At 46.4% G+C, this 26,064-nt stretch carries 15 protein-coding genes; 7 read left to right on the top strand and 8 right to left on the bottom strand.

Annotated features, from left to right (window positions below; all coding sequences use genetic code 11):
* Positions 1-5: 5 nt before the first annotated feature.
* The gene (locus QE357_RS10460; RefSeq protein ID WP_309707248.1) at positions 6-3,524 is read right to left on the bottom strand and encodes a SusC/RagA family TonB-linked outer membrane protein; all 3,519 of its coding nucleotides are present in this window, start codon (positions 3,522-3,524) and stop codon (positions 6-8) included.
* Positions 3,525-4,185: 661 nt separating this feature from the next.
* Positions 4,186-4,431, bottom strand: a complete 246-nt coding sequence (locus QE357_RS10455; RefSeq protein ID WP_106634835.1) for a hypothetical protein — start codon at positions 4,429-4,431, stop codon at positions 4,186-4,188.
* Positions 4,432-4,638: 207 nt separating this feature from the next.
* Here QE357_RS10455 and QE357_RS10450 point away from each other — a divergent pair, with 207 nt between their 5' ends.
* Positions 4,639-7,122 carry a PIG-L family deacetylase gene (locus QE357_RS10450; protein ID WP_309707246.1) on the top strand — a complete coding sequence of 828 codons (2,484 nt, stop codon included), beginning with the start codon at positions 4,639-4,641 and terminating at the stop codon, positions 7,120-7,122.
* A gap of 80 nt (positions 7,123-7,202) precedes the next feature.
* Here the strand turns inward: QE357_RS10450 and QE357_RS10445 are convergent, their stop codons facing one another.
* Together QE357_RS10445 and QE357_RS10440 are read right to left on the bottom strand one after the other, a co-directional pair.
* Positions 7,203-8,030, bottom strand: coding sequence for a universal stress protein (locus tag QE357_RS10445; RefSeq protein WP_309707244.1), 828 nt, complete (start codon positions 8,028-8,030; stop codon positions 7,203-7,205).
* A gap of 338 nt (positions 8,031-8,368) precedes the next feature.
* Entirely contained in the window at positions 8,369-10,636 is a 2,268-nt protein-coding gene (locus tag QE357_RS10440) for an aconitate hydratase (RefSeq protein ID WP_309707242.1), read from the bottom strand.
* Between the two features lie 285 nt (positions 10,637-10,921).
* Here QE357_RS10440 and topA point away from each other — a divergent pair, with 285 nt between their 5' ends.
* From topA to QE357_RS10425, 3 genes are all read left to right on the top strand, one after another.
* A complete protein-coding gene (gene topA / locus QE357_RS10435) occupies positions 10,922-13,432 on the top strand; it encodes a type I DNA topoisomerase (RefSeq protein WP_309707240.1) in 2,511 nt (836 codons plus the stop codon).
* A gap of 75 nt (positions 13,433-13,507) precedes the next feature.
* Positions 13,508-14,191: an NAD-dependent deacylase gene (locus tag QE357_RS10430; protein WP_309707238.1), complete on the top strand. Its 684-nt coding sequence runs from the start codon at positions 13,508-13,510 to the stop codon at positions 14,189-14,191.
* A 101-nt stretch (positions 14,192-14,292) separates the two neighbouring features.
* Positions 14,293-15,912 carry a S8 family peptidase gene (locus tag QE357_RS10425; RefSeq protein ID WP_309707236.1) on the top strand — a complete coding sequence of 540 codons (1,620 nt, stop codon included), beginning with the start codon at positions 14,293-14,295 and terminating at the stop codon, positions 15,910-15,912.
* Between the two features lie 257 nt (positions 15,913-16,169).
* On the opposite strand, the gene QE357_RS10420 is transcribed toward QE357_RS10425, so the two are convergent.
* The 4 genes from QE357_RS10420 to QE357_RS10405 form a co-directional block, all read right to left on the bottom strand.
* A complete protein-coding gene (locus QE357_RS10420; RefSeq protein WP_106634842.1) occupies positions 16,170-16,754 on the bottom strand; it encodes a TetR/AcrR family transcriptional regulator in 585 nt (194 codons plus the stop codon).
* Positions 16,755-16,800: 46 nt separating this feature from the next.
* Complete coding sequence (locus QE357_RS10415) at positions 16,801-17,619, bottom strand: N-acetylmuramoyl-L-alanine amidase-like domain-containing protein (RefSeq protein WP_309707234.1); 819 nt, start codon at positions 17,617-17,619, stop codon at positions 16,801-16,803.
* A 68-nt stretch (positions 17,620-17,687) separates the two neighbouring features.
* Positions 17,688-19,022, bottom strand: coding sequence for an MFS transporter (locus QE357_RS10410; RefSeq protein ID WP_309707232.1), 1,335 nt, complete (start codon positions 19,020-19,022; stop codon positions 17,688-17,690).
* 11 nt (positions 19,023-19,033) lie between these two features.
* Entirely contained in the window at positions 19,034-20,758 is a 1,725-nt protein-coding gene (locus QE357_RS10405; RefSeq protein WP_309707230.1) for an alpha-amylase family protein, read from the bottom strand.
* A gap of 310 nt (positions 20,759-21,068) precedes the next feature.
* Between QE357_RS10405 and QE357_RS10400 the strand changes: the two genes are divergently transcribed.
* From QE357_RS10400 to QE357_RS10390, 3 genes are all read left to right on the top strand, one after another.
* Positions 21,069-22,976, top strand: coding sequence for an alpha-amylase family glycosyl hydrolase (locus tag QE357_RS10400; protein WP_309707228.1), 1,908 nt, complete (start codon positions 21,069-21,071; stop codon positions 22,974-22,976).
* Positions 22,977-22,992: 16 nt separating this feature from the next.
* The gene (gene pgmB, locus QE357_RS10395; protein WP_307142974.1) at positions 22,993-23,658 is read left to right on the top strand and encodes a beta-phosphoglucomutase; all 666 of its coding nucleotides are present in this window, start codon (positions 22,993-22,995) and stop codon (positions 23,656-23,658) included.
* Between the two features lie 83 nt (positions 23,659-23,741).
* Positions 23,742-26,057 (top strand): family 65 glycosyl hydrolase domain-containing protein, encoded by a 2,316-nt coding sequence (locus QE357_RS10390; protein WP_309707225.1) that lies wholly within the window; start codon positions 23,742-23,744, stop codon positions 26,055-26,057.
* The last annotated feature ends 7 nt before the right edge of the window (positions 26,058-26,064 follow it).

The following is a 26,064-nucleotide window of genomic DNA, read 5'->3' as shown; positions in this document are numbered from 1 at the left end:
GCTCATTAAAAGTTGCAGGAAAGACCAAACGTATACGAACGCTGGGCCGGATAAGCTCCGTAGTCAATTCCCTGCTGTAATAAGGACTGATTGAATGAACTTACTTCAGGATCGAATCCTGTATAGTTGGTAATGGTCAACAAGTTGGTTCCCGTTACAAAAAGGCGGAGGTTTTTAACGGGTCCCAACGTAGGAAAACCGTAGGAAAGCGTCAGCATTTTCAATCGGGCGAAGCTACCATCTTCCAGCATGACCGAGTTGATATCGCTCGATCCAATGCCTCGTTGGGTACTTGGATAACGAGGGTTATTATGAGGATTGGAAGGAGTCCAGCGATTAGTATACCAATCCTGGGTCTGGTTGAAAATAACTCCCGCGTAATCTACCAGCCCATTATTGAGGTAAAAACGAGTGAGATTTAGTACGTCATTCCCCACGGACCCCGTGAAAAATGCGGTTAATCCGAAGTTTTTCCAAGTAAAGTCAGTGTTCCAGCCAAATGTAAAATCAGGATTGGATTTGCCCAGAACCTGCCGGTCATCAGCCGTAATTTTTCCGTCTCCGTTCAAATCCTGATACTTCCAGGTTCCCGGAATCTGATCGCTTAAGATTCCGTAAGGATAATTGGGCGTTCCTTCTGAATCAAAATCGCCGGGCTGGGCCAGACCCACAATTCGGTTTCCAAAAAACAAGCCCACTTCCCGACCCGGAATCAGAATACCCGAGGTTCCGCCCAGCAGGTTTCCACTGATGTTCACGTAATCTGGCGTGGTTCGTTCGCCCAGATCCAGCAGCGTCGTTACGTTATGGGAAACGTTCAGTCGAGTCGATAGAGTCAAGCTTTTCTTTTGAATAATAGTTGCCTGAATGCTAACTTCTACCCCCCGGTTTCGCATGGAACCATAATTATCCAGAATAGAACTCACACCCGATTGTGAAGGCAGGGTACGGGGTTGCAACAATCCCAGTGTTCGTTTTTCGTAATAGTCAACGCTGAAATTCAGTCGCTCATTAGCTGAACTAAAGTCAATCCCCGCGTTTAGTTGTCGCGTCCGTTCCCAGGAAAGATTCGGGTTACCAATGGTTGTGGAATACAAACTGGTCGCAATGTTACCTTCCTGCCCCATCTGGTAAAACCCGCTGTAGAACTGCGTTAGTGAAGAATACGCCCCAATAGCCTGGCTACCCGTTTCCCCGAACGAACCCCGAAGTTTGGCGTTCGAAACAAAGCGAACGTTTTTCATGAAGTTCTCTTCATTGAGATTCCAGGCCACCCCTACCGATGGGAAAAATCCATACTTTTTGTTAGTCGCAAAGGGCGAAGCTCCATCCAGACGTAACGAAGTATTCAGCACATACTTACCGTTGAACGTATAGTTAACCCGAGCGAAAGCCGATTGGATGGTTCGGTTTTCCTTGAATGACCCAATATTCTGATTCTGAGCACTACCAATGTTATCTACTCCGAACTCAGGAATTGCGTAACCCGTAGAATTGGTGTTGAGTAACTCTACAATCTGCTGGTTATATTCTACCCCAAGCGTTGTGTTGAGGTAATGTTTATTAGCAAAATTGTTTTCATACAGGAAATAGGAATTCAGGTTATAGCTATACGTATTCGCCAGGGTATTGCTGCCGCTCCCGTTCGAGGCATATCCCTCCGCCGTGGTGGGGGGCAGAAAAACTTTCCGACGCGTCAGGTTCTGATTCGTACCTACGCTTACCACCAATTGCAGCCCTTTCACAATTTTGAACCAGTTTTCCAGGTTCAGAATGGAGTAATCATTGAGCGAAACATCCGTTTTGGACATCAACTCATTGTAAGGATTGGCGAAGTAATAACCCGAATAATTGGGAATTCCGGCACTGTTGAAGCCCAGGTAATCTAGACCAAGCGTCGGTGGTGCTTTCAATCCATCCAGTAACCCACCCGAACTCGGCCAGGCTTTAGAAGACGTAATGGCCCGGTTGGATTGCTGACGGACCAGCGAAAGCTGAGCTTTCACGGTGTACCAATCAGTAATATCGCTGTTAATATTAGCCCGAAAACTACCCCGATTGTTATTGGAATTAATGATCGTTCCGCGTTCGTGGAGGTAATTGGTGGAAAGGTAAAAGGATGTTTTAGGTCCTCCACCCGAAACGCCTACCGTAATATCCTGCCGAAAACTAGGTTGGGTAATCGCCTTTACCCAATCGGTGCTGGGCATAGTAGCGTTGATGTCCGTGAAGGCCGGAGGTCGGTTTGTCAAGGCGTAGGATTCGTTAATGACTTCCGCATACTGCCGACTGTTCATCATCTGGATCGGATTGGCGATTTGTCCAAACGACGTTCGATTGACTAATTCTACCCGTCCTTCGCCCCGCTTGCCACTTTTGGTTGTAATCAGAATCACCCCGTTAGCCCCCCGTGAACCATAAATCGCCGTCGCTGAAGCATCTTTCAATACTTCCATGCTTTCAATATCGTTCGGGTTAATGCCGTACAACCCGTTCTGAGCGTAAGCTCCCGTAAAATTGGCGGAAGCTTCGCGGTAAGGCGGCATTGGAAATCCATCGACGACATAAAGCGGCTCGTTATTGCCGCTCAGAGAGTTATTACCCCGAATCCGAACGACGGTAGAAGCACCCGGTTCCCCCGACGATTCCGTTACCTGCACGCCCGTCGTCCGTCCCTGCAAGGCCTGATCAATGGTATTAACCACCGCCGTTTTTATCTCCGTTGCAGATACCCGGGAAGTGGCACTGGCAAGGTCCCGTTTGTTTTGCGTACCGTACCCTACCACCACGACTTCTTTCAACGCTTTTACATCCGGCCTCATCGAAACATTAATCGTACTTAGATTTCGAACGGGCTGTTCCTGGGGTTGATATCCAGTAAAACTGAAGACTAAAATGGATTGAGCGTTCGGCACTTTAACCTGATACGTCCCATCAACCGCCGTAATGGTCTGAATCTTCGTGTTTTTTACGGTAATTCCAACACCGGGTAAGCCTCCCGCTTTTTCATCCGAAACTTTTCCTTTGACTACTTTCCCACCCGGTAGGCTATCCGTAGCAGCATTTTGAAGCGATGGTGGTGTAGACAATGAATCTGCTTTGGCTGGTATTTGAGTAGGTTTGGGAACCGTATCCTGCTTGACCGCCGGGATGGGTACCGAATCTTGCTGAAGTACACTCCTTCGGGGAGCGGTAGTATCTGGTTTAGCGGCTGGTCTGACGGGAGGCCGGTTAACGGAGTCAGGCTTGCTCATCGGAACCGACGTTGTATCGGGCTTTGTTTTGGGTTTAACTAGCGTGTCTGGTTTTACCCCAGGTCGGGCCGGAACCGGAATGGTATCTGACGTAATAATCGGAACGGAAGTAGTATCAACCCTAGGTCTGCTAAGGGTGTCTAGCGGTGTTTGCTGAGCCTGGCTTTCCGTATAACTCATCACACACAAGGCCAGTATACTCATTCGTTTACAGTAATAACTCACTCCGGTAGCGTGCAGAGTAAGCCATAAAGGTTGACGCTTTTTCATACGTTAATAATAGAGACTGAATATTCCCTGATCCTTTTATTAAGCGAACCTGTTGTGGTCTGTATACTGACACAACGGCATTATTTCAGTCTTTATAAAAGGCTGATGTGTACTTGTTCAAAGAGAATTGAATTCGGTGTAGGGCCTTGATTAATATTCAGAAATTCTAAATATTATCGTTACTCGAAAGAAAATGATACTAGTACTTAGATAGATTTTTAAAGGCTTATTTCATCTTAAAAAAAGTATTCCAGTTACGTATCAATAGCTTTATTTCGATTTAATAAAAAGTTTTATTATTATATATTTTCAATAAAATTACCATTTAACTATCTGTCATACAGTAAATTGTATCTATATATACAATGATTTAATTTCAAAAATCCATTTATAGCTTATTTTACTATCGCGTTTATTTAGCTTAACTAATCTTGTATTAAAAAGTGCAATACATGGAAATTGACTAGAAATGAGATTTTTCTTTCTTATTTCAATCCCTAACAATTTCTGGAGCGAGATTCTACTCCATTCCTACTCTACCTGCTATTACACGTTATATAATCTCCTGATAAAATAAAAAAAGAGGAAGCGATTGGTATCGCTTCCTCTGCTATTGAGATTAAGTAGGTATCTTCTAATTCTTCTATCCTTATAAGTTCACTTACCTCCGATTACGTAAGGCCACGGCTACACGTTGCTGAACGCCCGTTTGGTGGTGCATAATTTTAGAAGCCGTTGAGCGGGCAATTTTGCGTTCACGAATAAACACGTGTACAGCAGCCAGAATACTTAATGCAATTATGATCGACGCCGCCATTCTGATTGGGGTTACTTTTTCATTCGTAGTGGATTGATGAAATACTGCGTAAATGAGCAATCCCAGGATGGCAATACAGACGAAGATCATACAATTTGACGGTTAGTGTTTTGGTATTTTCAAAGTTAAACAGATTTCCGACAATCCAAAGATATAATTCAATTTATTGTTAGTTAAATACATATTAATTAACAGTTATTAATTTGTAATCGGCTTTCGTCGCAACAACGGGCTTAGTTTGCCCATACTTTGGTACATTTAAGCTCCCTTATCTACTAATAACCTGAGCAATTTTCAATGAGGCTTCGTTTTTCACTCTTCGCTCTAATCCTGTTTGTTTATACTGTCGGGTATGCTCAAATACCCAAACCGCTCCCTCCGGGGGAAATTCTTCTCAATCTCAAAAAACTCAATGTACTGGGGTCTGTGCTCTACGTAGCCGCTCACCCAGACGACGAGAACACCGTTATGCTGTCCTGGCTGGCTAAAGAACGGCTGGCCCGAACGGGTTACCTGTCGCTCACTCGCGGCGATGGGGGCCAAAACCTGATTGGCAGCGAACAGGCCGACTTAATGGGTTTGATTCGTACGTATGAGTTATTGGGAGCTCGTGCCATTGATGGTCCTGAGCAATACTTCAGTCGGGCCAACGACTTTGGTTTTTCCAAGAATACCGAAGAAACATTGGACGTCTGGGGAAAGAATGCCGTGCTGGCCGACATCGTCTGGCGAATTCGTAACTTCCGTCCCGATGTCATGATCTGCCGCTTCCCCCCCGATCCGAGAGCAGGCCACGGGAATCACTCGGCTTCGGCTTATCTGGCCGAGGAAGCCTTCAAAATGGCAGGTGATCCTACCCAATTCCCCGAACAACTCAAGTTTGTAAAGCCCTGGCAGCCCAAACGGATCCTATGGAATACGTTTGCGTTCGGTATAAACCCGGCCCAGCGACCCAGCGAAGGTAGTTGGATTTCGGTTGAAATTGGTGGGTATAATCCATTGTTAGGTATCTCTTATCCCGAACTGGCGGCAGAAAGTCGTTCCCAACATAAATCCCAAGGATTCGGCGTTGCCAAATCGCGTGGACTGAAAATTGAGTACCTCGTTCATAAAAACGGAGATAAAGCAACGAAAGATCTGTTTGATGGGGTGGAGACAAGCTGGAAACGCGTGAAGGGCGGCGAAGCTGTGCAACGCGTTATTACCCAGGCAATTCAGGAGTTCAAACCCGAACAGCCTTCGGCTATTGTCCCCCTGCTGGTTCAGGCCTATCAATTGGTTGATAAGCTAGATAATGCCTACTGGAAAGAGCAAAAGAAGAAAGAGTTATCACAGCTCATTGTGGCTTGTGCCGGACTTTACTACGAAAGTAATCCTTCGAAATTTGCTGTAGCCGGAGGAGAAGGCATTACCCTCACCACAACGATTATCAAACGCTCAGACATACCCGTCACTTTAAAATCGGTGCGTTTCAAAGGTTTTCAGAAAGATACAACGCTTCATCTTTCGCTGCCTGATAATGAATTACAACGCCTCAGTAACAGCTTTACCATTCCTCTCAATCAGCCCATTACACAGCCGTATTGGCTACTACAGCCCAAAATGAGCAAAGGTATGTATCGGGTGGATGAGTTAGCCATCAATGGCTTACCCGAAAAACCTGCTGATTTCCAGACGGAGTTTTCGGTGGACATTAATGGTCTTCCCCTGACGCTTCAGGTTCCGGTTACCTACAAATACACCGACGCCGTTCGCGGTGAGTTATACCGTCCCTTTGAGGTTCGTCCGGTCATTACGGCAACCCCTTCTGATAAAGTGCTGGTTTTCCCGGACGGTCAGCCCAAAAGTTATAGTGTGATGCTCAAGGCTTCCAAGGCGAATGTATCGGGTCAGGTTAGTCTGGAGTTACCGAAAGGATGGAGGTCTGAACCGACTCAGATTCCCGTTGATTTTACTACCAAGTTTCAGGAACAGACGGTTACCTTCCAGCTAATTCCTCCGAAAGAAGCTTCAGACGCTAGCGTAAAAGTGGTCGTGAAAACAAAGGATGAAGTTTCTTCGCGGGGGCTTTACGAAATTGGCTATGAGCACATTCCTCCGCTGGCGGTTTTTCCCGCCGCCGAAACCAAACTGGTGCGGTTAGCCATTCAGAATAAGGCTAAAACCATTGGGTATATTCCCGGAGCAGGTGATGAAATTCCGGCAGCTTTACGTCAGATGGGATGTTCCGTAACCCTCCTGGGAGAAAAAGAATTAACCGGATCATTAGCAGCATACGACGCCATTGTGGTGGGGGTTCGGGCCTACAACGTGAACCCTCGCATGAACTATTACCAGCCGCGTTTGATGGAATACGTAAAGAATGGCGGTACCCTGATCGTTCAGTATCAGGTTAACTCAGGCATTCAGCCCCTGGAAAAAGGCATGGGCCCCTATTCTTTCCATTTATCCAAAGATCGGGTAACGGTAGAAGAAGCGGAGATGCGTTTGCTTCAACCCAACCATCCGATTGTCAATACACCTAATAAAATAACTGATGCCGACTTTAAAGGCTGGGTTCAGGAACGTGGCTTGTACTTCGCCGATGAGTGGGCTCCAGAGTATCAAACCATTTTCAGCAGTAACGATCCCAATGAACAGCCTCTGAACGGTGGGATGCTGGCCACACAGTACGGCAAAGGCTGGTATGTTTTTACAGGTTATGCTTTTTTCCGGCAGTTACCCGCCGGTGTTCCCGGGGCGTACCGATTGTTTGCTAACCTGATTTCTTTAGGGAAGTAATCCTTATTGATAGATCCCCGTTAATGAAAAAGACGTGACCGAACAGTCACGTCTTTTTTGATTATACACGAGCAATTGAACTACTGCTGCACCAGTGTTAATACGGGCACTTCGGAATGGTTAACCACCTTTTCGGCAATGCTGCCATGAAACCAGTGACTCAGTCCCGTGCGGCCATGCGTGTACAAAGCGATTAAATCGGCATTGATTTCTTCGGCATAACGGATAATTCCGGCTTCTTCACTTACGGCGTCAATAATCGCGTAGGAATACGATTCCAATTTCAAATCAACGGCCAGCTCGGTCATGTCTTCTTCGAGGTCATCAAAACTACGATCCAGGTAACCCGTATTTACCGTCAGGAAGTGTGGATGGGCTTTTCGAACATCCGCAAAGGCAAAGAAGGCATGCAAGGCTTTGGTATTCGTAAAATCCGTTGGAAACAGTACTTTCTGATAAGAAATCGGTTCTGCATTCTTGATAATCAAAACCGGGCATTTGGCATACCTTACCACCCGCTCGGCATTGGAACCTGTAGTTTTCTCCTTCCAGCCCGTAGCTCCTTCCGAGGCCATTACAATCAAATCGGCTTTACTGGAAGCAATGGTTTCGCCGATGGTGCTCATTTGCCGGTTCACAATGGCTGATATGGGCACCTGATGATACTTGGGCTGGTCTAACAGGCAACGTAGTCGATTTTCGATAGATTCTACGCGTTCCTCAAAGGCATCATCCATGTCCTGATCCCAGCTTCCCTCAGCATGAGCGTCCATTAATATAGGTTCGGGATATTTCACAACTCCCAACAATAAAATGGAAGCCTGAGCGGGAATAGCCAGTTCAACAGCCCGATCAAGGGCTTTCAGGGAAAGGGGACTAAAGTCTGTAGGAACCAATATCGTTTTCATTTCATCAGGCGTTTATATCTACTTCAAAACAACAAGGTTAGCCTGATTATGCGAATGCGATTTACTACCTTCGGCAGGTAATAAATGTCATTTTTTAGTTGATGTTTTTTGTAGATTATACACTACCAAAGCCTTTGTAATGCTACCAGCGGATCAGCCAAAGTATCTAGCATCACTAACCCGCCTCCCGCTACCAGCTTTTCTGCTGGTAGCAACCACCTTAGGACCAAGAAAGTAGGCAGATATCAAAGTGTTGTTGCCAGCGGATTCACAGGGTTACCACGAAAAAGACCCCGACCAAGGCCGGGGTCTTTTTACTATTCATACGTCAAGTACAATTAAGCTCCTACGCCACGACGGATGATATTGAGAGCCCCACCAGCCTTGAACCACTCGATTTGAGCCGCGTTATAAGTGTGATTCACTGGGAATGTCTCCGTAGAACCATCAGCGTGATTCAGCACGATTGTTAATTGCTTGTCGGGAGCAAATTCCGTCAATCCTACGATGTCGATGGTGTCGTCTTCAAGGATTTTATCGTAATCGGCAGGATCTGCAAAAGTCAGGGCTAACATGCCTTGTTTCTTCAGGTTAGTTTCATGGATACGGGCGAAAGATTTCACCAGAATCGCACGAACGCCTAAGTGACGAGGCTCCATGGCCGCGTGCTCGCGGGAAGAACCTTCACCGTAGTTCTCATCTCCTACCACGATCGATCCAATACCGGCTGCTTTGTACCCACGTTGAACACCGGGAACCGTTCCCACTTCGCCCGTGAGCTGGCTCTTCACTTCGTTCGCCTTATCGTTGAAGAAGTTGGTAGCACCAATCAAGAGGTTGTTGGAAATATTATCCAGGTGACCACGGAATTTTAACCAGGGACCCGCCATGGAGATATGATCCGTTGTACATTTCCCTTTAGCTTTGATTAACAGCTTCAGGCCCGTAATGTCCGTTCCTTCCCAAGGCGTGAAAGGCTCCAGTAATTGCAGACGATCTGAAGTAGGAGAAACAATAACCTGAACCGTAGATCCATCTTCAGCCGGAGCCTGGTAACCTGCGTCTTCTACCGCAAAACCACGGGGAGGTAATTGTAGTCCCTGCGGTTCATCGAATTTCACTGCCTGGCCTTCCTCGTTTACTAACGTATCCGTCATGGGATTAAACGTAAGGTCACCTGCGATGGCGAAGGCCGTTACGATCTCTGGAGAGGCTACGAAAGCGTGCGTGTTGGGGTTACCATCATTACGTGATTTGAAGTTCCGATTAAACGACGTAATGATCGAATTTTTTCTGGTAGGGTCCTGCGTGTGACGAGCCCACTGACCGATACAAGGTCCACAGGCATTGGCCATTACTACAGCACCCATCGTATCAAAAATGCCGATGAAGCCGTCCCGTTCGATGGTAAAACGAACTAACTCTGAACCGGGAGTAATCGTATATTCAGCTTTTGCCTTCAGCTTCTTGTCAACTGCCTGTTGAGCTACGCTAGCCGCACGGCTGATGTCTTCGTAAGACGAGTTGGTACAGGAACCGATCAAACCTACTTCTAATTCAGCAGGCCAGTTGTTTTCTTTCACTGCCTGAGCAAATTTAGAAAGGGGCCACGCTAAATCCGGCGTGAATGGACCGTTGATATGTGGTTCCAGCGTATCCAGATTCAGTTCCAGTAGCTGATCATAGTATTTTGCAGGATCAGCGTATACTTCATCATCCGAACGGAGGTATTCAGCCACGTCGTCAGCCAGTTCAGCTACGTCCGCCCGGCTGGTACCTCTCAGGTATTCCGACATTTTAGGGTCATAAGCGAAGATGGAAGTCGTTGCTCCGATTTCAGCACCCATGTTACAAATCGTTGCTTTACCCGTAGCGGAAAGGCTTTCTGCCCCTTCACCGAAGTATTCAACGATGGCACCCGTACCCCCTTTTACTGTTAACTGACCCGCTACCCAAAGGATCACGTCCTTAGCAGAGGCCCAGCCACTCAGCTTACCTGTCAGTTTTACCCCAATCAATTTAGGTTGTTTCAATTCCCAGGCCAAACCTGCCATTACGTCACAGGCATCTGCACCACCTACCCCAATCGCAACCATACCCAGACCACCAGCGTTAGGAGTGTGAGAATCCGTACCGATCATCATACCACCCGGGAACGCGTAGTTTTCCAACACTACCTGGTGAATAATACCAGCTCCGGGTTTCCAGAAACCTACTCCATATTTATTTGATACCGAAGAAAGGAAATCAAATACTTCCTTCGATTGTTGCACTGCATTTGAAAGGTCTTCTTTTGCTCCTACTTTTGCCTGAATCAGGTGGTCACAATGCACCGTTGAAGGAACCGCAACCTGAGGACGTCCGGCTTGCATAAACTGCAATAAAGCCATCTGAGCCGTCGCATCCTGCATAGCTACGCGGTCAGGAGCGAAATCAACGTAGTCTTTACCACGCAGATATTCTCTTTCCAGAGGATTTTCCCACAAGTGGGTATATAAAATTTTCTCTGAAAGAGTTAGCGGACGACCTAGTACTTGCCGAGCGGCGGCCACTCGTTCTGGCATCCGGGCGTACACGGCCTTAATCATTTCAATATCAAAAGCCATCGTTTTATATAGTAAGCGTTAAAATAAATTAAGGAACAGTTTCAGCCCCAAAAATACGGGCCAAGTAGGGCTGATTCTTGGCTAATAGCAAGAAAATCGTGGTCAAATATTATACTTTTCACGATTTTTAAGCTATTAAAAACTCGTTCACTGGCATGAGTTTTATATATTTTCAACTATTATAACGGACAATAAGTTTATTATTCCTTAAGATCTAATTGCATCTGTTTAAAATTTTGTCCTTTACTTTGGCACACGCTTCCCATACACCTATAACCGAAACATATGGCTAAGAAGAACCTCGTCATCGTAGAGTCTCCGGCGAAGGCAAAGACCATTGAGGGTTACTTGGGGGCTGATTTTCAGGTAAAATCGAGCTTTGGACACGTCCGCGATTTACCTGATAAAGGCCTTGCAATTGACATCAAAAATGGCTTTTTACCGACGTACGAAGTCTCTCCCGAAAAAATAAAAGTGGTCAACGAACTGCGTCAACTGGCAAAATCTTCGCAAGAAGTTTGGCTGGCAACTGACGATGACCGCGAAGGAGAAGCCATTTCCTGGCACCTGAAAGAAACCTTAGGATTACCCGACACTACGAAGCGAATTGTGTTTCGGGAAATTACTAAAACTGCCATACAAAAAGCGATTCAAAGCCCCAGAACGATCAACATTGATCTGGTGAATGCCCAACAGGCTCGCCGGGTGCTAGACCGTCTGATTGGGTTTGAGTTATCGCCGGTTCTGTGGGAAAAAGTAAAGCGTGGCCTTTCAGCCGGTCGTGTACAATCGGTGGCGGTTCGCCTCGTTGTCGAGCGTGAGCGTAGCATCGACCAGTTCCAAACCAAATCCAGCTTTAAAGTAACCGCCCAATTTTTACTCGAAGGCGGAAAAGTATTAAACGCGGAGTTACCCAAGAATTTCGAAACGGAAGATCAGGCCCGGGCATTTCTCGAAAAATGTAACGGAGCTACGTTCACCATTCGGAATATGGAAACCAAACCGGCTAAAAAATCGCCGGCTCCTCCGTTTACGACTTCTACTCTTCAGCAGGAAGCCAGCCGCAAGCTGGGTTATTCGGTGGCCTCAACCATGCAGATCGCCCAGAAACTGTACGAAGCAGGGAAGATCAGTTATATGCGTACGGATTCGACCAACCTGAGTGAGGAAGCTCTGGCGAAATCCAAAACCTCAATTACCGATCAATTTGGTGAAAAATACTCGCAACAGCGACGCTACAAAACCAAAAACGACTCGGCCCAGGAAGCTCACGAAGCCATCCGTCCGACTGATTTTTCAGTTCCATCTGCCGGCGAAACCCGTCAGGAACAACGCCTTTATGAATTAATCTGGAAACGGGGAATCGCCTCACAAATGGCCGATGCCCAACTAGAGCGTACCACTGCAACTATTGGCATTTCTACTACTTCAGAAGAATTAGTCGCTCAGGGCGAGGTCATTAAATTTGACGGTTTCCTAAAGGTTTATCTAGAGTCGAAGGATGATGAGGATGAAGAAAGCAAAGGAATGCTTCCTCCTTTAACCATCGGTCAAATGCTGAATCTGGATACGCTGAAAGCCACCGAACGCTTTACGCGGCCACCGGCTCGGTTCACGGAAGCAAGTTTGGTGAAGGAACTGGAGGAACGCGGCATTGGTCGTCCTTCTACCTACGCTCCGACCATTTCCACGATTATCAAACGCGAATACGTCGTTAAGGAAGATCGTCCCGGCAAGGAGCGTAATTTTCAGGAGCTGACGCTAAAAGACCAGAAGATTACCGTCAAGACCAATAAAGAAAATTACGGCACGGAAAAAGCCAAGTTATTCCCAACGACCATCGGTATGATTGTGAATGACTTTCTGGTGGATAATTTCGATAATGTCGTTGACTTTAAATTCACGGCAGAGGTTGAAGAAGAATTTGACAAGATTGCCGACGGCCAGATTCAGTGGCAAAGCATGATTGACAACTTCTATAAATCTTTCCATCAAACCATTGAGCAAAGTTCAAGTGCTGAACGCAGTTCCGTAAAATCGGCCCGTGAGTTAGGCGTTGACCCTAAATCTGGAAAAACCGTCTCAGTGCGGCTGGGTAAATACGGTCCTTTTGCTCAGTTGGGCGATTCCAAAGAAGATCAGAAACCTCAATACGCCCCTCTTCCCAAGGATAAGTTACTCGAAAGTATTACCCTGGAAGAAGCCATCGAGTTATTCAAGTTACCCCGCGTAGTGGGTGAATTGGAAGGTAAAGAGCTACTTGTTAACATTGGGAAACTTGGTCCTTACATCAAATTTGATGAGAAGTACTATAACCTCAGCGAAGGCGACGATCCTTATACCATTGACGAAGAACGAGCCATCGCAGTCATTCAGGAACGCCGGGCGGCGGAAGCTTCCGATGCCATTGGCGAATTTGAGGGTCAGCCCGTTACCAAAGGCAAAGGTCGTTTTGGTCCTTACGTAAAGCACGGTGGTAAATTCTATTCCCTCACCCGTGGCATCAGTCTGGAAACGGTAACGCTGGAAGAAGCCATTACGATTATCCAGAATAAGCGAACGGCGGAAGCGAACAAGGTTATTAAGGAATTCCCTGAAAACGCAACGGTGAAGGTACTGAATGGTCAGTATGGCCCTTACATTCAGATTGGAAAACGGAACGTTAAAATTCCAAAAGGTACTGACCCGGCTACGTTAACCCTTGAGCAATGCCTGGAACTGGGTGGCGAAACCGCCGCTCCAGCAGCCGAGAAAAAGCCTGCTACGCGTAAGAAGGCGTCTACGGCTAAGAAGTAACTTTATGATTTACCATTCCTGCTGCCAGCTCCTATGTGCTGGCAGCAGTGGTTATAAGCAATAAGCTCTGATCCTATGAAGAAGCTGGTCGTTTTAAGTGGTGCCGGAATTTCGGCGGAGAGCGGTATCAAAACCTTCCGGGATTCGGACGGACTTTGGGAAAATTACCGGATTGAAGACGTCGCCACACCAGAGGCCTGGCTTCGAAATCCTGAACTTGTACTGGATTTTTATAACCAGCGAAGAAAACAGGCCCTCACGGCAGAGCCCAACGAAGCCCACCGGATTCTGGCGGATCTACAGGAACATTTTGACGTACAAATCATTACTCAAAACGTCGATAACCTGCATGAACGAGCGGGCAGTAAAAAGGTGTTGCATCTGCATGGAGAGCTTTTCAAAGTTCGGTCCACCCGCAACCCTGAGTTAATTTATGAGCTGGATGGTTGGGAACTGAAGACGGGAGATTTGTGCGAAGCAGGCAGTCAGTTACGTCCGCACATTGTCTGGTTTGGGGAGGAGGTTCCAGCTATGATGGAAGCGATTCCCATGTGCGAAGAAGCGGATATTTTTGTAGTCGTAGGGACATCTCTGCAAGTGTATCCGGCGGCTGGTTTAGTGGATTATGTTTTCTCAAGTGTACCTGTTTTCGTAATTGATCCGCAATCACCAAAAGTTTCTCGCCGAAAAAACGTTACTTTCATTCAGGAAACCGCAAGTTTAGGAATGCAGATGCTTAGAAGCCAATTAATCCAATAGCTTAACCTTTTACTTTTAACACTATTTAGGAAGTATCCCCTGGATTTTTCTGGATCTGAATGGGGTTCTATTGATCGAACATTTTATCAACACGAATACATATGCGTAAATGGTTCATTCCGGTAGCCATTCTGGCTGCTCACCTGGCAACGGCTCAATCTCAGGCCCCCGTTACGGAACCCGTACAACTGAAAGCTCCCGCCAACTGGTTTAATTTAGATTATGACGCGGATAAAGTTCGTGGAGTTAGTACGGAGAAAGCCTATGAGTTACTGAAAAAACGGAAGTCTAGCCCCGTGATTGTCGGAGTTATTGACTCGGGTATTGATGTCAATCATGAAGACTTAAAGTCTAAAATCTGGACTAATCCCAAGGAAGTTGCGGGGAACGGAAAAGATGACGATCATAATGGCTACGTGGATGATGTAAATGGCTGGAGCTTTCTGGGTAATAAAAACGGACAAAACATTGATAAGGAAAGTCTGGAATTAACCCGGGAATACGGAAAGTATAAAAAGCTATTTGGCGATAAAACCGAAGCCGACATTCCGGCTGACCAGAAGGAGGCTTTTACGTATTATCAGGAATTAAAAATTGCCTATAACGAAAAAGCTCAGGAATCACGGATGATGCTTCCGATGATCGACAACCTGCTGAAGACATATAAAGATGCGGGTAACGTTCTCAAAGGCTATTTAAAGAAGGATAACTTTACGGCTGATGACATTGCCAAGATCGATAAATCAACGGTAGACAGTGCAGTGAAGAAAGCCATTGCGGCTTATGAACGCGGCTATCAGATGGGTTATAGCGAAAAAGACCTTCAGGAAGCGTATGACCATTACAAAACAGAAGCCGAGGTTCAGTTAAACCCCGATTTCAACGAACGGCAGACGATCATTGGCGATAACCCCGAAGATACCAAAGATCATAACTACGGTAATAACGACGTAATCGGACCTGACGCTCGCCACGGTACGCACGTAGCGGGTATCATTGGAGCCGACCGTTCCAATAACCTAGGTATGAAAGGGGTAGCTGATAACGTAAAAATCATGGTCGTGCGGGCGGTTCCTGATGGAGACGAACGTGACAAAGACGTAGCTAACGCCATTCGTTACGCCGTAGATAACGGTGCTCAGATTATCAATATGTCTTTCGGAAAAGCGTATTCTCCTCAAAAAGAGGCCGTTGATGAGGCGGTTAAGTATGCAGAATCGAAGAATGTTCTGTTAGTTCACGCAGCAGGTAACGAATCGCTAAATACGGACGTAGAACCCAACTACCCCAACCGTAAGCTGAAAGCAGGCGGTGAACCAGCGAACTGGCTGGAAGTAGGTGCCATCAGCCACGAAGCTAATAAGGTAGCCAGCTTCTCGAACTACGGCAAAAAAGGCGTGGACCTCTTCTCTCCCGGTGTTGCGATTTACTCGACAGTCCCCGGTTCAAAATACGAAGAGCTGGACGGTACCTCGATGGCCTCTCCCGTAGCAGCAGGCGTGGCAGCTTTAGTGAAATCTTATTTCCCTAAAATTTCGGCGGCTCAGTTAAAACAATTATTGGTGGAATCAGCGACTAAATTTCCTACCCAACAGGTAAACTTACCCGGCGGTGAAGGTCAGGTACCTTTCGGAGATTTGTCTAACTCTGGTGGCGAAGTAAATGCCTATAATGCAGTCAAACTGGCTTTGGAATGGGAAAAAGCAGGTAAGATCAAGTAATCTTATTGTGTTAGTATAAAAAGGATGCAGGGCTCGCCAACTGGTGAGCCCTGCATCCTTTTTATACGTATTAATTATAGTAGTTATAGGCCCACCTGTCATTCAGAGCGAAGCAAAGAACCTTACTGGATTGACTAGTAACTTCATTACTAGCAAGTGATGTTTCTTAAGGATAACGCTGGTGCGAGGTTCCATCTTGTTCCTAGCTTAATACTCTTAACCTTCCCAACAACCCCTAACTAACAACTAAAAACAAATTACTTCTTCAACCCATCCCAAACCGTGTTCACCGCCGTATTAAGAAGCATGATGTTCACCGATAAATCGCCAGAGAGTTTCATTTTCACTACGGCGGTTATGTTGCCGTACACCATCCAGGCCATCAGTTTTGAAGAGATATCTTTGAGTTGGCCCGTATGGATTCCTCTTCTTAAAAACTCCCAAAGGGGTGTATAAAAGTTGAATACATCCTCCTTGGAATCTTTAGTCATGATGGGAGAATTGGCGTAATGCTCAATGAATAAAAATTGATCGGGATTAGTGACGTAATATTCATACAAGCCTAGAAAAACGCCTCGGAAACGATCTTTATACGGCTTCTGAGCATCATCCGACTCCGCAATGACCAGGGCAATTTTCTCCCGGTACATCGCAAAAAGTTCGTCGATGAGCTGTTCTTTACTCTCAAAATAATGGTAAATCGTTCCGGCGGCTACATTGGCGTGTTTTGCCACCATACTCATGGGCGTGGCATGAAATCCGTTTTTAGAAATCAGATCCAGCGTGGCTTCCAGAATCGCCGTTCGCTTGTCCTGCGGTCTTCCTGACTGTTTATTCATCATGTAAGCTTGAGTGTATAGGTCTACCCGGAGGATGAGGTTCTGTCAATCAGTAATTTAATCGGGCTACAATAATACCTGTCTGGTCTCGATGGCGAGCGAGATAATCCGCCAGTGGTTCCGAAGAAACAACCACTTTCTTTTGATCCGTCGAAGCATGTAATAAATGAATGCGTCCATTTCTCCGGTAAGCAAAACCTTCGTGAGACACATCCAGTCCAGCTTTAGCCGTCGTAATGCCAATGACATCACCCGTCTGCATTTTGGACTCAAGGACAGCGATCTTATTTTTCGGAATATAATAGTTGTTCACTGCATTTAACTCATTTTCAATTTTTTCTACGAGTTTAAATGCCTTTTCATCCGCCAACTGCACGTACAAATTGCGATGCTGGGTCATGAAATGAATAGGTTTATGATACGCTTCTCCGCCCCATTCTTCGGCCATCAACTTCGCTTCACCGTAGGTTTGGAGTTGTTGTAGAAACGAAGAAAAATAGTGTAACCGACTTCCGTACCCATTCACCTGCCCCTGGTAATACCGATAGTGGGCCAGGTTTTTCTGGAACTGTTCTATAGTTAGGCTATCCGTTTGAACCGAACGTGTGAAAGCCAGCACGTTTTCTACGAAAGTAGTGCAATCCAGTTCATGAAGATTGATAACTAGCTTCTCCTCTCCCGGCAGTTCCAGCGTTCGAGCTACGTAAGGAGTATTCTGAAAACTCAGAGCGATGCGGCTAGCGGTTTCTCCTGCCGTTACTCCTTTAGGAATATGGAGTTTCTGGGTAATGAGTTCTTCATCTTTCGAAAAAGAATTCAACGTCAGCACCAGTAAGCCCAGGACAGCAGTTTTCCAGAATGTAATCATGTGATGATTTAGATGTAAGCAGGTTCAAGAAGCCAGAAAGCTTTCTGAAAGTTCCGTTCTTAAAGAACTTACGACGGAAGATTTGGTTTCAGATTTTCTTCATCACTAATTCTCAGCGATAACAAACCCGCTATCATCAGTAAAACGCCACCCATAACGATTACCTGAATGGGTTGCAAACCCAGAAAACGGGCCAGAGCGGCTAAACCTAAACTGGCGACCACCTGTGGTAATACAATGAAAAAATTGAAGACTCCCATAAAGAACCCCATCCGATCGGCGGGTAAGCTTCCCGCCAGCATCGCGTAAGGAATGGAGAGAATACTCGTCCAGGCAATGCCAACGCCCGTCATAGACAGCAGAACCAGATTAGGGTCTTCTATAAAGTAAATCGAAATCAAGCCTAAGCCTCCTGCCGACAAACACAGCAGGTGCGTAACTTTTCGGCCCAGCTTACTCGCCATGTAGGGTAAGAATAAGGCAAATAAAGCCGCAACACCGTTATACATGGCCATTGCAATACCCACAAAATCAGCCCCTTCGTTATAGAGTTTGGATTGGGGATCGGTTGTTCCGTATAGGTGCTGAGTAACCGCGTTCGTCATGAAAATCCACATGCAGAACAGGCCGAACCAGGTAAAAAACTGCACGGCTGCCAGTTGTTTCATCACCTTCGGCATTTGAAATAATCCTGAATACGCTTCTCTGAAAACGTCGGATAATCGAACGCGGGCGTGTTCCCGACGAAAGGCTTCCAAATCTTCCGGCGGATATTCTCTGGAAGTTAATACCGTATATAAAACACAAATAAAAAAGACCGCCGCCCCGATGTAGTAAGACCATCGCACGGCATCCGGGATTTTGCCAACATCGGCGGTATTACTAACACCAAAGGCCGAGAGAATGGCTGGTAAAGCCGAGGCTATGACGGCTCCAACCCCAATAAAAAAGCTTTGCATGGCAAACCCCGCCGTGCGTTGTTCGGAAGGTAACAAGTCGCCCACAAAGGCCCGAAAGGGTTCCATAGAAATATTAATGGAGGCGTCCATGAGCCACAGCACAGTTCCTGCCATCCACAACTCCGAGGAATTGGGCATCAGAATCAGAGCAAGCGAAGCCAATACCGAACCCAGAAAGAAAAAAGGTCGCCGACGACCCCAGGTCGTATGCCAAGTGCGATCACTCAGGTAACCAATCACGGGTTGCACGAGCATTCCCGTGATTGGTGCCGCAATCCAGAGGATGGGAATTTCATCGGCATTCGCTCCCAGCGTGGAAAAAATACGGCTGGTATTGGCATTCTGCAACCCCAGGCCAAACTGTATGCCCATAAATCCAAAGCTCATGTTCCAGATTTGCCAGAACGATAATCGGGGTCGGTTCACAACGGAAGTATGGGTCATACCGCAGGTTTTTATTGGGGGGTAATTTCGAAAACGAACACACCATTGGCCGGAATTTGTATTGAAATGCTTTCCGTAGCCCGGAATGATCCCTTTACTTTTTTCGCCAGCAGTAGGTCTTTGTATTGATAATTCCCTTCCGGGTTCAGCCCGACTAATGTCCAGAAGTGTTGGGGAATGCGAACTTCCGCCGTCCGGGATTCTTCCCGATGGAAGTTGGTTACGAACAAGAGAATCTGATTTTCCGTGTAACGGAGGTAACTGTACATATGCACGTCATCATAACCCGGCGATTGCCCCCAGTTATTGACGTATTGTAAATCATAAAAATGACCCGTCTGAACGGCTTCCGATTTTTGACAGAGCTTATTAACGGCCGCGTAGAAATCATACAACTGCTTTTCTTCGGCGTTTAATTGGCCTCCATCAAATTTGCCTTCGTTCATCAACTTTTGCCATTGAGGAACGGCCCACCAGTCAAAAATCGTCGTTCTTCCGTCTTTCGTCTGAAAGCCCTCCGCGTCCGCCGCGGGCTCGCCTACTTCCTGGCCGAAGAACAACATCAGTGGCCCCCGTCCCATCGTAGCACTTACCACCCAGGCCGGAATCGCGTAGTTGGGGTTTCGAGCAAAAAACTCACTGGCAATACGTTGTTCGTCGTGGTTTTCCAGAAACCGTAACATGTGCTGATCGATATCCCCCGATTCCTGTTGCCAGATTCTGGTAATATCCGCCACATTTCCCCGGCCTTCCATCAACGCTCTCAAGGTATCGTAAAGTCCTACTTTGTCGTAGAGGTAATCAAATTTTCCGTTGAAGATGTAGTTATGATACTGAGCCGGATTATAGATTTCGGCGATGAAATCAACGGTATATTTGGCCTTCACTTGCGGAATACACCAGCCCCAGAACTCCACCGGAACCATTTCGGCCATATCGCAACGGAAGCCATCGACGCCCTTGCTGGCCCAAAACAGCAGAATATCCCGCATCTTGAACCAGGTGTTGGGAATAGGATCAAAATGCGTAGCCCGGTTTTTCAGGTAATCCACGCCATAATTCAGCTTCGTGGTTTCGTACCAGTGATTAATGTTCGGACGGGAAGAAAATACGTCATCACCCGTCGCTTTGGCGGGGTACTCATGGTAAGGCTGTACTGATTCAACGGGTACGTGTACGCCTTCGGGAATGATAAATTCCTCGCCGGGCAGGTAATAAAAATTGTTTTCGGGAGAAAAAGCTACGCCCGATAAATCGCCTTCGCCCAAATCCAGAACGCCCGTAGGTTTCACGTCAGAATGATACTGACGAGCAACGTGATTGGGCACGAAATCAATGATTAATTTCAGCTTCTGCTTATGAACCCGTTCGACCATTGCCTCAAATTCGGCCATGCGATGGGTTGGGTTCTCAGCTAAAAAAGGGTTTACGTCGTAATAATCTTTAATGGCATAAGGCGAACCCGCCCGACCCTTGATCACCGCTGGATGATCTTTCGGAATGCCCAGCTCTGAGAAATCCTCCATGGTGGCGTGTTCAATAACGCCCATAGTCCAGACGTGGGTAATGCCAAATTTCTTGAGGCTTTTTAAAGCCGTTTCGTTTACGTCACTAAAGGTTCCGGTGCCGTTTTCCTTCAGGGAGCCCCAGGGCTTTACCTGCTTATTTTTATTACCGAATAAACGAATGGTCAATTGGTAAATAAGTAACTTATGATTGGGTGAGGTGCTAGACATGTGGTTATCAGGGAAGTTTAAAGGGTACTGGCAGGAAAAACTAACGCAAACTTCTGAACAGTCCGTGTTTTTCCGATTGATTCGTTAAGTATCGTAAAATTCATTAACAATGCAGAATCTACTGTGTTTTAAAATCCTGTAATTAAATGCGGCTTTAGACTTATATTTCGGTAGCATTCTTGAAAATATCAATCTTTAACACTGATTTTCGCCTTAAAAATATATTATATCTAATTAAATTAATATTTATTCGCTAAAGAATTACCTTACGTATACCTTACATTTACCCCCAAGCTTAGCACTATCTTACATGCACCGACTTGCCCATCGATGGATCGTACTGACCTGCCTTCTCTTCTGCCTGGCTTATTTTGCAGAAGCTCAGGGACTTAAAGTAGATCATATTAACCCTACTAACTGGTTTGTGGGGATGAAAAATCAGCAGTTACAATTGCTGATGCACGGTCCTAATCTGAAAGGAACGAAGGTAAAGGTTAATTATCCCGGTGTCTTTGTCGAGCGGGTACAAACCGTTGATAATCCCAATTATATACTGGTTGATTTAACCATTGCTGCCGCTGCCAAACCCGGCACGGTTCAGTTACAATGCACTAAAATTTTTCCCCTTACCGAAAAAAGACAAAACGCAACGGTAATCAATGGCGGTCGGGAAATAACCATTACCATTCCTTACGAACTGAAAGCCCGAACCGCGAAACCGCAGACGGTAAGTTCCAAAGACTTTGTCTATCTCCTGCTCCCCGACCGCTTCGCAAACGGCGATCCGACGAATGATCGTTTTTCGGATATGGCAGATACGCAATCCGACCGCACTAGTCCTTTTCTGAGGCACGGCGGGGATTTACAGGGCATTACCAAACACCTCGATTACTTCAGGGACTTAGGCGTAACCACGCTTTGGCTCAATCCCGTTATTGAAAACGATCAGGCGTTAACGGATGAAGGCGGCACGAAGCGTTCCGCGTACCACGGCTATGCATTTACCGATCATTATAACGTGGACAAACGCCTGGGCGGGAATGAAGCTTACCTGAAACTAATTCAGTCCGCTCATGCCAAAGGCTTGAAAATCATGCAGGATGCGGTGTATAATCACGTTGGGAATCGACATTGGATTGTTCGGGATTTGCCCGCTAAAGACTGGCTTAATCAATGGCCCCAGTACCAGAATACGACGTACAAAGATCAGCCCGTTGCTGATCCCTATGCCTCTGAACAGGATCGAAAAATCAGTCAGGATGGCTGGTTTACCTCCTTCCTGCCCGACTGGAATCATAAAAACCCATTCGTTGCTAATTTTCTGATTCAGCATGCGTTGTGGACGGTTGAATATTTTGGCATTGACGCCTGGCGGGTAGATACCTATTTCTACAATAACCTGGAATTCATGAATACGCTCAACCAGCGTCTGCTAAACGAGCATCCCAATTTGTACATCTGCGGAGAAAGCTGGGTGAATAATGTGCCCAATCAGGCTTATTTTGCAAAAAATAAACTGAACGTTCCCTGGAAGAGTAATCTGCCCGGAGCCATTGATTTTCAGTTGTATTTTGCCACCAATGAATCCCTCAATCAGTCGAATAACCGTTGGTACGAGATTCTGGGGCAGGATATCCTCTATGACGACGCTTTTCGTAACCTTATCTTTCTGGATAACCACGATTTAGATCGGTATTTTTCGGTGATTGGGGAAGATTTGAACAAGTATAAAATGGGCATAACTTTTTTGCTCACCACGCGAGGCATCCCACAACTTTACTACGGCACCGAGATTCTTATGAAGAATTTCAAAAATCCATCTGACGCGGAAGTTCGTAAGGATTTTCCGGGGGGCTTTCCCAATGACCCCTCGAGTAAATTCACGGCTGAAGGTCGAACGTCAACTGAGAATGAAGCATATTCCTTCGTTCGAACCCTTGCCCGTTACCGGCAGCAATCCACAGCCCTGCAAACCGGAAAATTGACTCACTTTTTGCCACAGGACGGAATCTATGCTTATTTTAGGCACGATTCTCAAGGGAAAGTAATGGTTTTACTGAACCCTACCAAAGATGCCAGAACCGTTCAAACGGATCGTTTCAGCGAACTGCTAAACGGGGTAACCTCTGCTAGAAATGTAATGACAGGAGCCTCGCTTCCTTCATTCAAACAAATACAATTATCACCCTGGTCTTCGCTGGTGCTGGAATTACACTAATCTGAAAACCAAAATTTTGACTACTTTGAAAGCTTGCCTTTTTGATCTGGACGGAGTGATTGTCGATACGGCCATTTACCATTACAAAGCCTGGAGACGCATGGCCAATGAACTGGGTTTTGATTTTACTGAACATCAAAACGAACAACTCAAAGGCGTTTCCCGCATGGAATCGCTGGAATTAATTTTGGGTTGGGGCGGCGTTACCTTATCGGACGAAGAAAAAAATAAATGGGCGACTCAAAAGAATGAATGGTATCTCGAATACATTCATCAAATGACTCCCGACGAAATATTACCCGGAGTGAAAGACTTTCTGGAATCACTTCGCAAGGCCGACATTGGCATTGGTTTGGGTTCGGCCAGTAAAAACGCCCGACTCATTCTGGAACAAATCGGTATGATTGACTCCTTCGACGTCATTATCGACGGTACGCACATCACCAAAAGCAAGCCTGATCCCGAAGTGTTCTTACTGGGAGCCAAAGCTTTCAACCTGCCTCCTGCCGACTGTGTCGTCTTTGAAGACGCAGTAGCGGGCATTGAAGCGGCCCATCGCGGAGGCATGAAAGCCGTGGGGGTGGGTTCAGCGGAGGTACTTACCGAAGCCGATATTGTGATTTCGTCCTTTACGGAAACTAGTTTATCCAAACTCAGCGATGAACTATTAGGCTGGCAATAAGCTCGCCTCTCTTGCTAGATTGACTTTATGACCATTAAACATACAAAATCAGTCGCTTAAGGCTGATTTATGAAAAAACTCGGATGAAAAATTATCTAACACACGACGAATGGTGCATCATTGAAGAGGGCTTTCATCCCGAATACAATGAAATCACCGAATCCATCATGTCGCTTGGCAATGGGCGAATGGGCCAACGGGGTAATTTCGAAGAAGGATACTCGGGAAAAACGCTCCAGGGTAACTACGTTGCCGGCGTTTATTTTCCCGATAAAACTCGCGTAGGCTGGTGGAAAAACGGGTACCCTAATTACTTCGCCAAGGTAATCAATGCTGCCAACTGGCTCGGCGTTCAGATTGAACTGGAAGACGAAAAGCTGGATTTGGCGAACTGCCAGGTGCATCATTTTCAGCGAACCCTGAACATGAAAGAAGGCTGGCTCAGTCGTTCTTTTGTGGCCATGTTACCTTCCGGCAAACAGGTTGGGGTTACGGCAAAACGCTTCTGCTCGCTTACGTATGACGAGGGGGCCGTTATTCGTTACTGCATCAAGCCGCTTAACTTCGATGGAAAACTTACGATCATTCCTTACATCGACGGTACAATTTCCAACCGGGATTCGAATTATGATCAGAAATTCTGGCAGGAAATTCATCGCGAAACGGGTTTTGCGGAAGGGTATCTGCATTTAACCACGATTCCTAACCCTTATAACGTTCCTCAGTTTGAAGTCGTTACGGGTCAGAAATTTGATCTATACCGCGACGGAGCTCCTTTCCATTTCAAGGCATTACCCGTCAAGCAGGATCGTTACGTGAGTAGCCGCATTCAGTTAGACGTGATTGCTGGCGAAGAAATTGCCCTGGTAAAATACGCTTGTAACATCAGCGACCAGAATCATAGCCGCGAAGAGTTATTATCCATAGCCAAGAATTACCTGCAGAAAATGTCTGATAAAGGGTATGAAGCTTTGCTGAAAGAGCAAATTCAGGCCTGGGATCAGAAATGGCAGCACATGGATATTGTGATTGAAGGCGATGTAGCAGCCCAGCAGGCCATCCGTTTCAATCTCTTCCAGTTAAGTCAGACGTACACGGGCGAAGACGATCGTTTAAACATCGGTCCGAAAGGCTTTACTGGCGAAAAATACGGCGGAGTAACCTATTGGGATACCGAAGCCTATTGCATTCCTTTTTATCTTTCTACGGCTGAGCCCAAAGTAGCTCGTAACTTGTTGATTTACCGTTGGAAGCAACTGGGCAAAGCAATTGAGAATGCCGAGAAACTTGGATTTAAGGACGGAGCTGCTCTTTACCCGATGGTTACCATGAATGGGGAAGAGTGCCATAACGAATGGGAAATTACGTTCGAGGAAATTCACCGGAACGGAGCCATCGCCTACGCTATCCACGATTACGTGCGTTACACGGGTGATCGGGCTTATCTGGGCGAGTATGGCTTTGAAGTCCTACTGGGCATTGCCCGTTTCTGGTCGCAACGCATTACCTGGTCGGAAGAGCGGCAGAAGTTTGTCATGCTGGGTGTTACGGGACCAAATGAATACGAAAACAACGTTAATAACAACTGGTACACGAACTACATCGCTTGCTGGTGTCTTCGCTATGTGCTGGAGGTAGCGGAAGAGTTGAAGTCAACCGATGGCGAACGTTACCAAGCCCTGGTTCAGCAACTTCACCTTGCCGAAGAAACAGAGTTCGCTCGTTTCCAGCAAATTATCGATCAAATGCATTACCCAGCCTCGGAAGAGTTGGGTATTTTCCTCCAGCAGGACAATTACCTGGACAAGGAAAACATTCTCGTCAGCGATTTACGTCCAGAAGATCGACCGCTGAACCAGAAATGGTCCTGGGACCGGATTTTGCGTTCGCCTTTCATTAAGCAGGCGGATGTCTTACAGGGGCTTTACTTTTTCGAGGAAGAATTTTCAGAAGAGGTGATTCGCCGGAATTACGATTATTACGAACCCCGCACCGTTCATGAATCATCGTTATCCCCCTGCGTTCACGGCATTCTGGCTTCGGGTTTAAACAGACCCGAGAAAGCGTACGAGATGTATCTCCGCACCAGCCGTCTCGATCTGGACGATTACAATAACGATACCGAAGACGGGCTGCACATTACCTCTATGGCCGGAACCTGGATGAGTATTGTGAAAGGTTTTGGTGGTTTACGGATCAAAGACGGGCAGTTGCATTTGTCGCCCACGTGTCCGCAGCAATGGCAGGGATATTCCTTCAACATTCGCTTCCGGGATAACTTACTGGATATTAAGGTAAGTGCCGATGGAGGAGTTATCGTTGAAAACCGTGAAGGCGATGCTCTAAACGTCTGGGTCAATGGCGAAGAACGGGCTATTGCGGCAGTTGAAAAGGCTTAATTGGTTC

This window comes from Siphonobacter sp. SORGH_AS_0500, from assembly GCF_031453245.1.
In the GTDB taxonomy this organism is placed as follows: domain Bacteria; phylum Bacteroidota; class Bacteroidia; order Cytophagales; family Spirosomataceae; genus Siphonobacter.
Note: the sequence above shows the minus strand (reverse complement) of the source record. Positions and strands in the feature narration are given on the sequence as shown.

Bases quoted from the DNA above. Each gene is read 5' to 3' on its own strand.
- QE357_RS10460 (WP_309707248.1), bottom strand. From the start codon at position 3,524: ATGAAAAAGCGTCAACCTTTATGGCTTACTCTGCACGCTACCGGAGTG.
- QE357_RS10455 (WP_106634835.1), bottom strand. From the start codon at position 4,431: ATGATCTTCGTCTGTATTGCCATCCTGGGATTGCTCATTTACGCAGTA.
- QE357_RS10450 (WP_309707246.1), top strand. From the start codon at position 4,639: ATGAGGCTTCGTTTTTCACTCTTCGCTCTAATCCTGTTTGTTTATACT.
- QE357_RS10445 (WP_309707244.1), bottom strand. From the start codon at position 8,030: ATGAAAACGATATTGGTTCCTACAGACTTTAGTCCCCTTTCCCTGAAA.
- QE357_RS10440 (WP_309707242.1), bottom strand. From the start codon at position 10,636: ATGGCTTTTGATATTGAAATGATTAAGGCCGTGTACGCCCGGATGCCA.
- topA (WP_309707240.1), top strand. From the start codon at position 10,922: ATGGCTAAGAAGAACCTCGTCATCGTAGAGTCTCCGGCGAAGGCAAAG.
- QE357_RS10430 (WP_309707238.1), top strand. From the start codon at position 13,508: ATGAAGAAGCTGGTCGTTTTAAGTGGTGCCGGAATTTCGGCGGAGAGC.
- QE357_RS10425 (WP_309707236.1), top strand. From the start codon at position 14,293: ATGCGTAAATGGTTCATTCCGGTAGCCATTCTGGCTGCTCACCTGGCA.
- QE357_RS10420 (WP_106634842.1), bottom strand. From the start codon at position 16,754: ATGATGAATAAACAGTCAGGAAGACCGCAGGACAAGCGAACGGCGATT.
- QE357_RS10415 (WP_309707234.1), bottom strand. From the start codon at position 17,619: ATGATTACATTCTGGAAAACTGCTGTCCTGGGCTTACTGGTGCTGACG.
- QE357_RS10410 (WP_309707232.1), bottom strand. From the start codon at position 19,022: ATGACCCATACTTCCGTTGTGAACCGACCCCGATTATCGTTCTGGCAA.
- QE357_RS10405 (WP_309707230.1), bottom strand. From the start codon at position 20,758: ATGTCTAGCACCTCACCCAATCATAAGTTACTTATTTACCAATTGACC.
- QE357_RS10400 (WP_309707228.1), top strand. From the start codon at position 21,069: ATGCACCGACTTGCCCATCGATGGATCGTACTGACCTGCCTTCTCTTC.
- QE357_RS10390 (WP_309707225.1), top strand. From the start codon at position 23,742: ATGAAAAATTATCTAACACACGACGAATGGTGCATCATTGAAGAGGGC.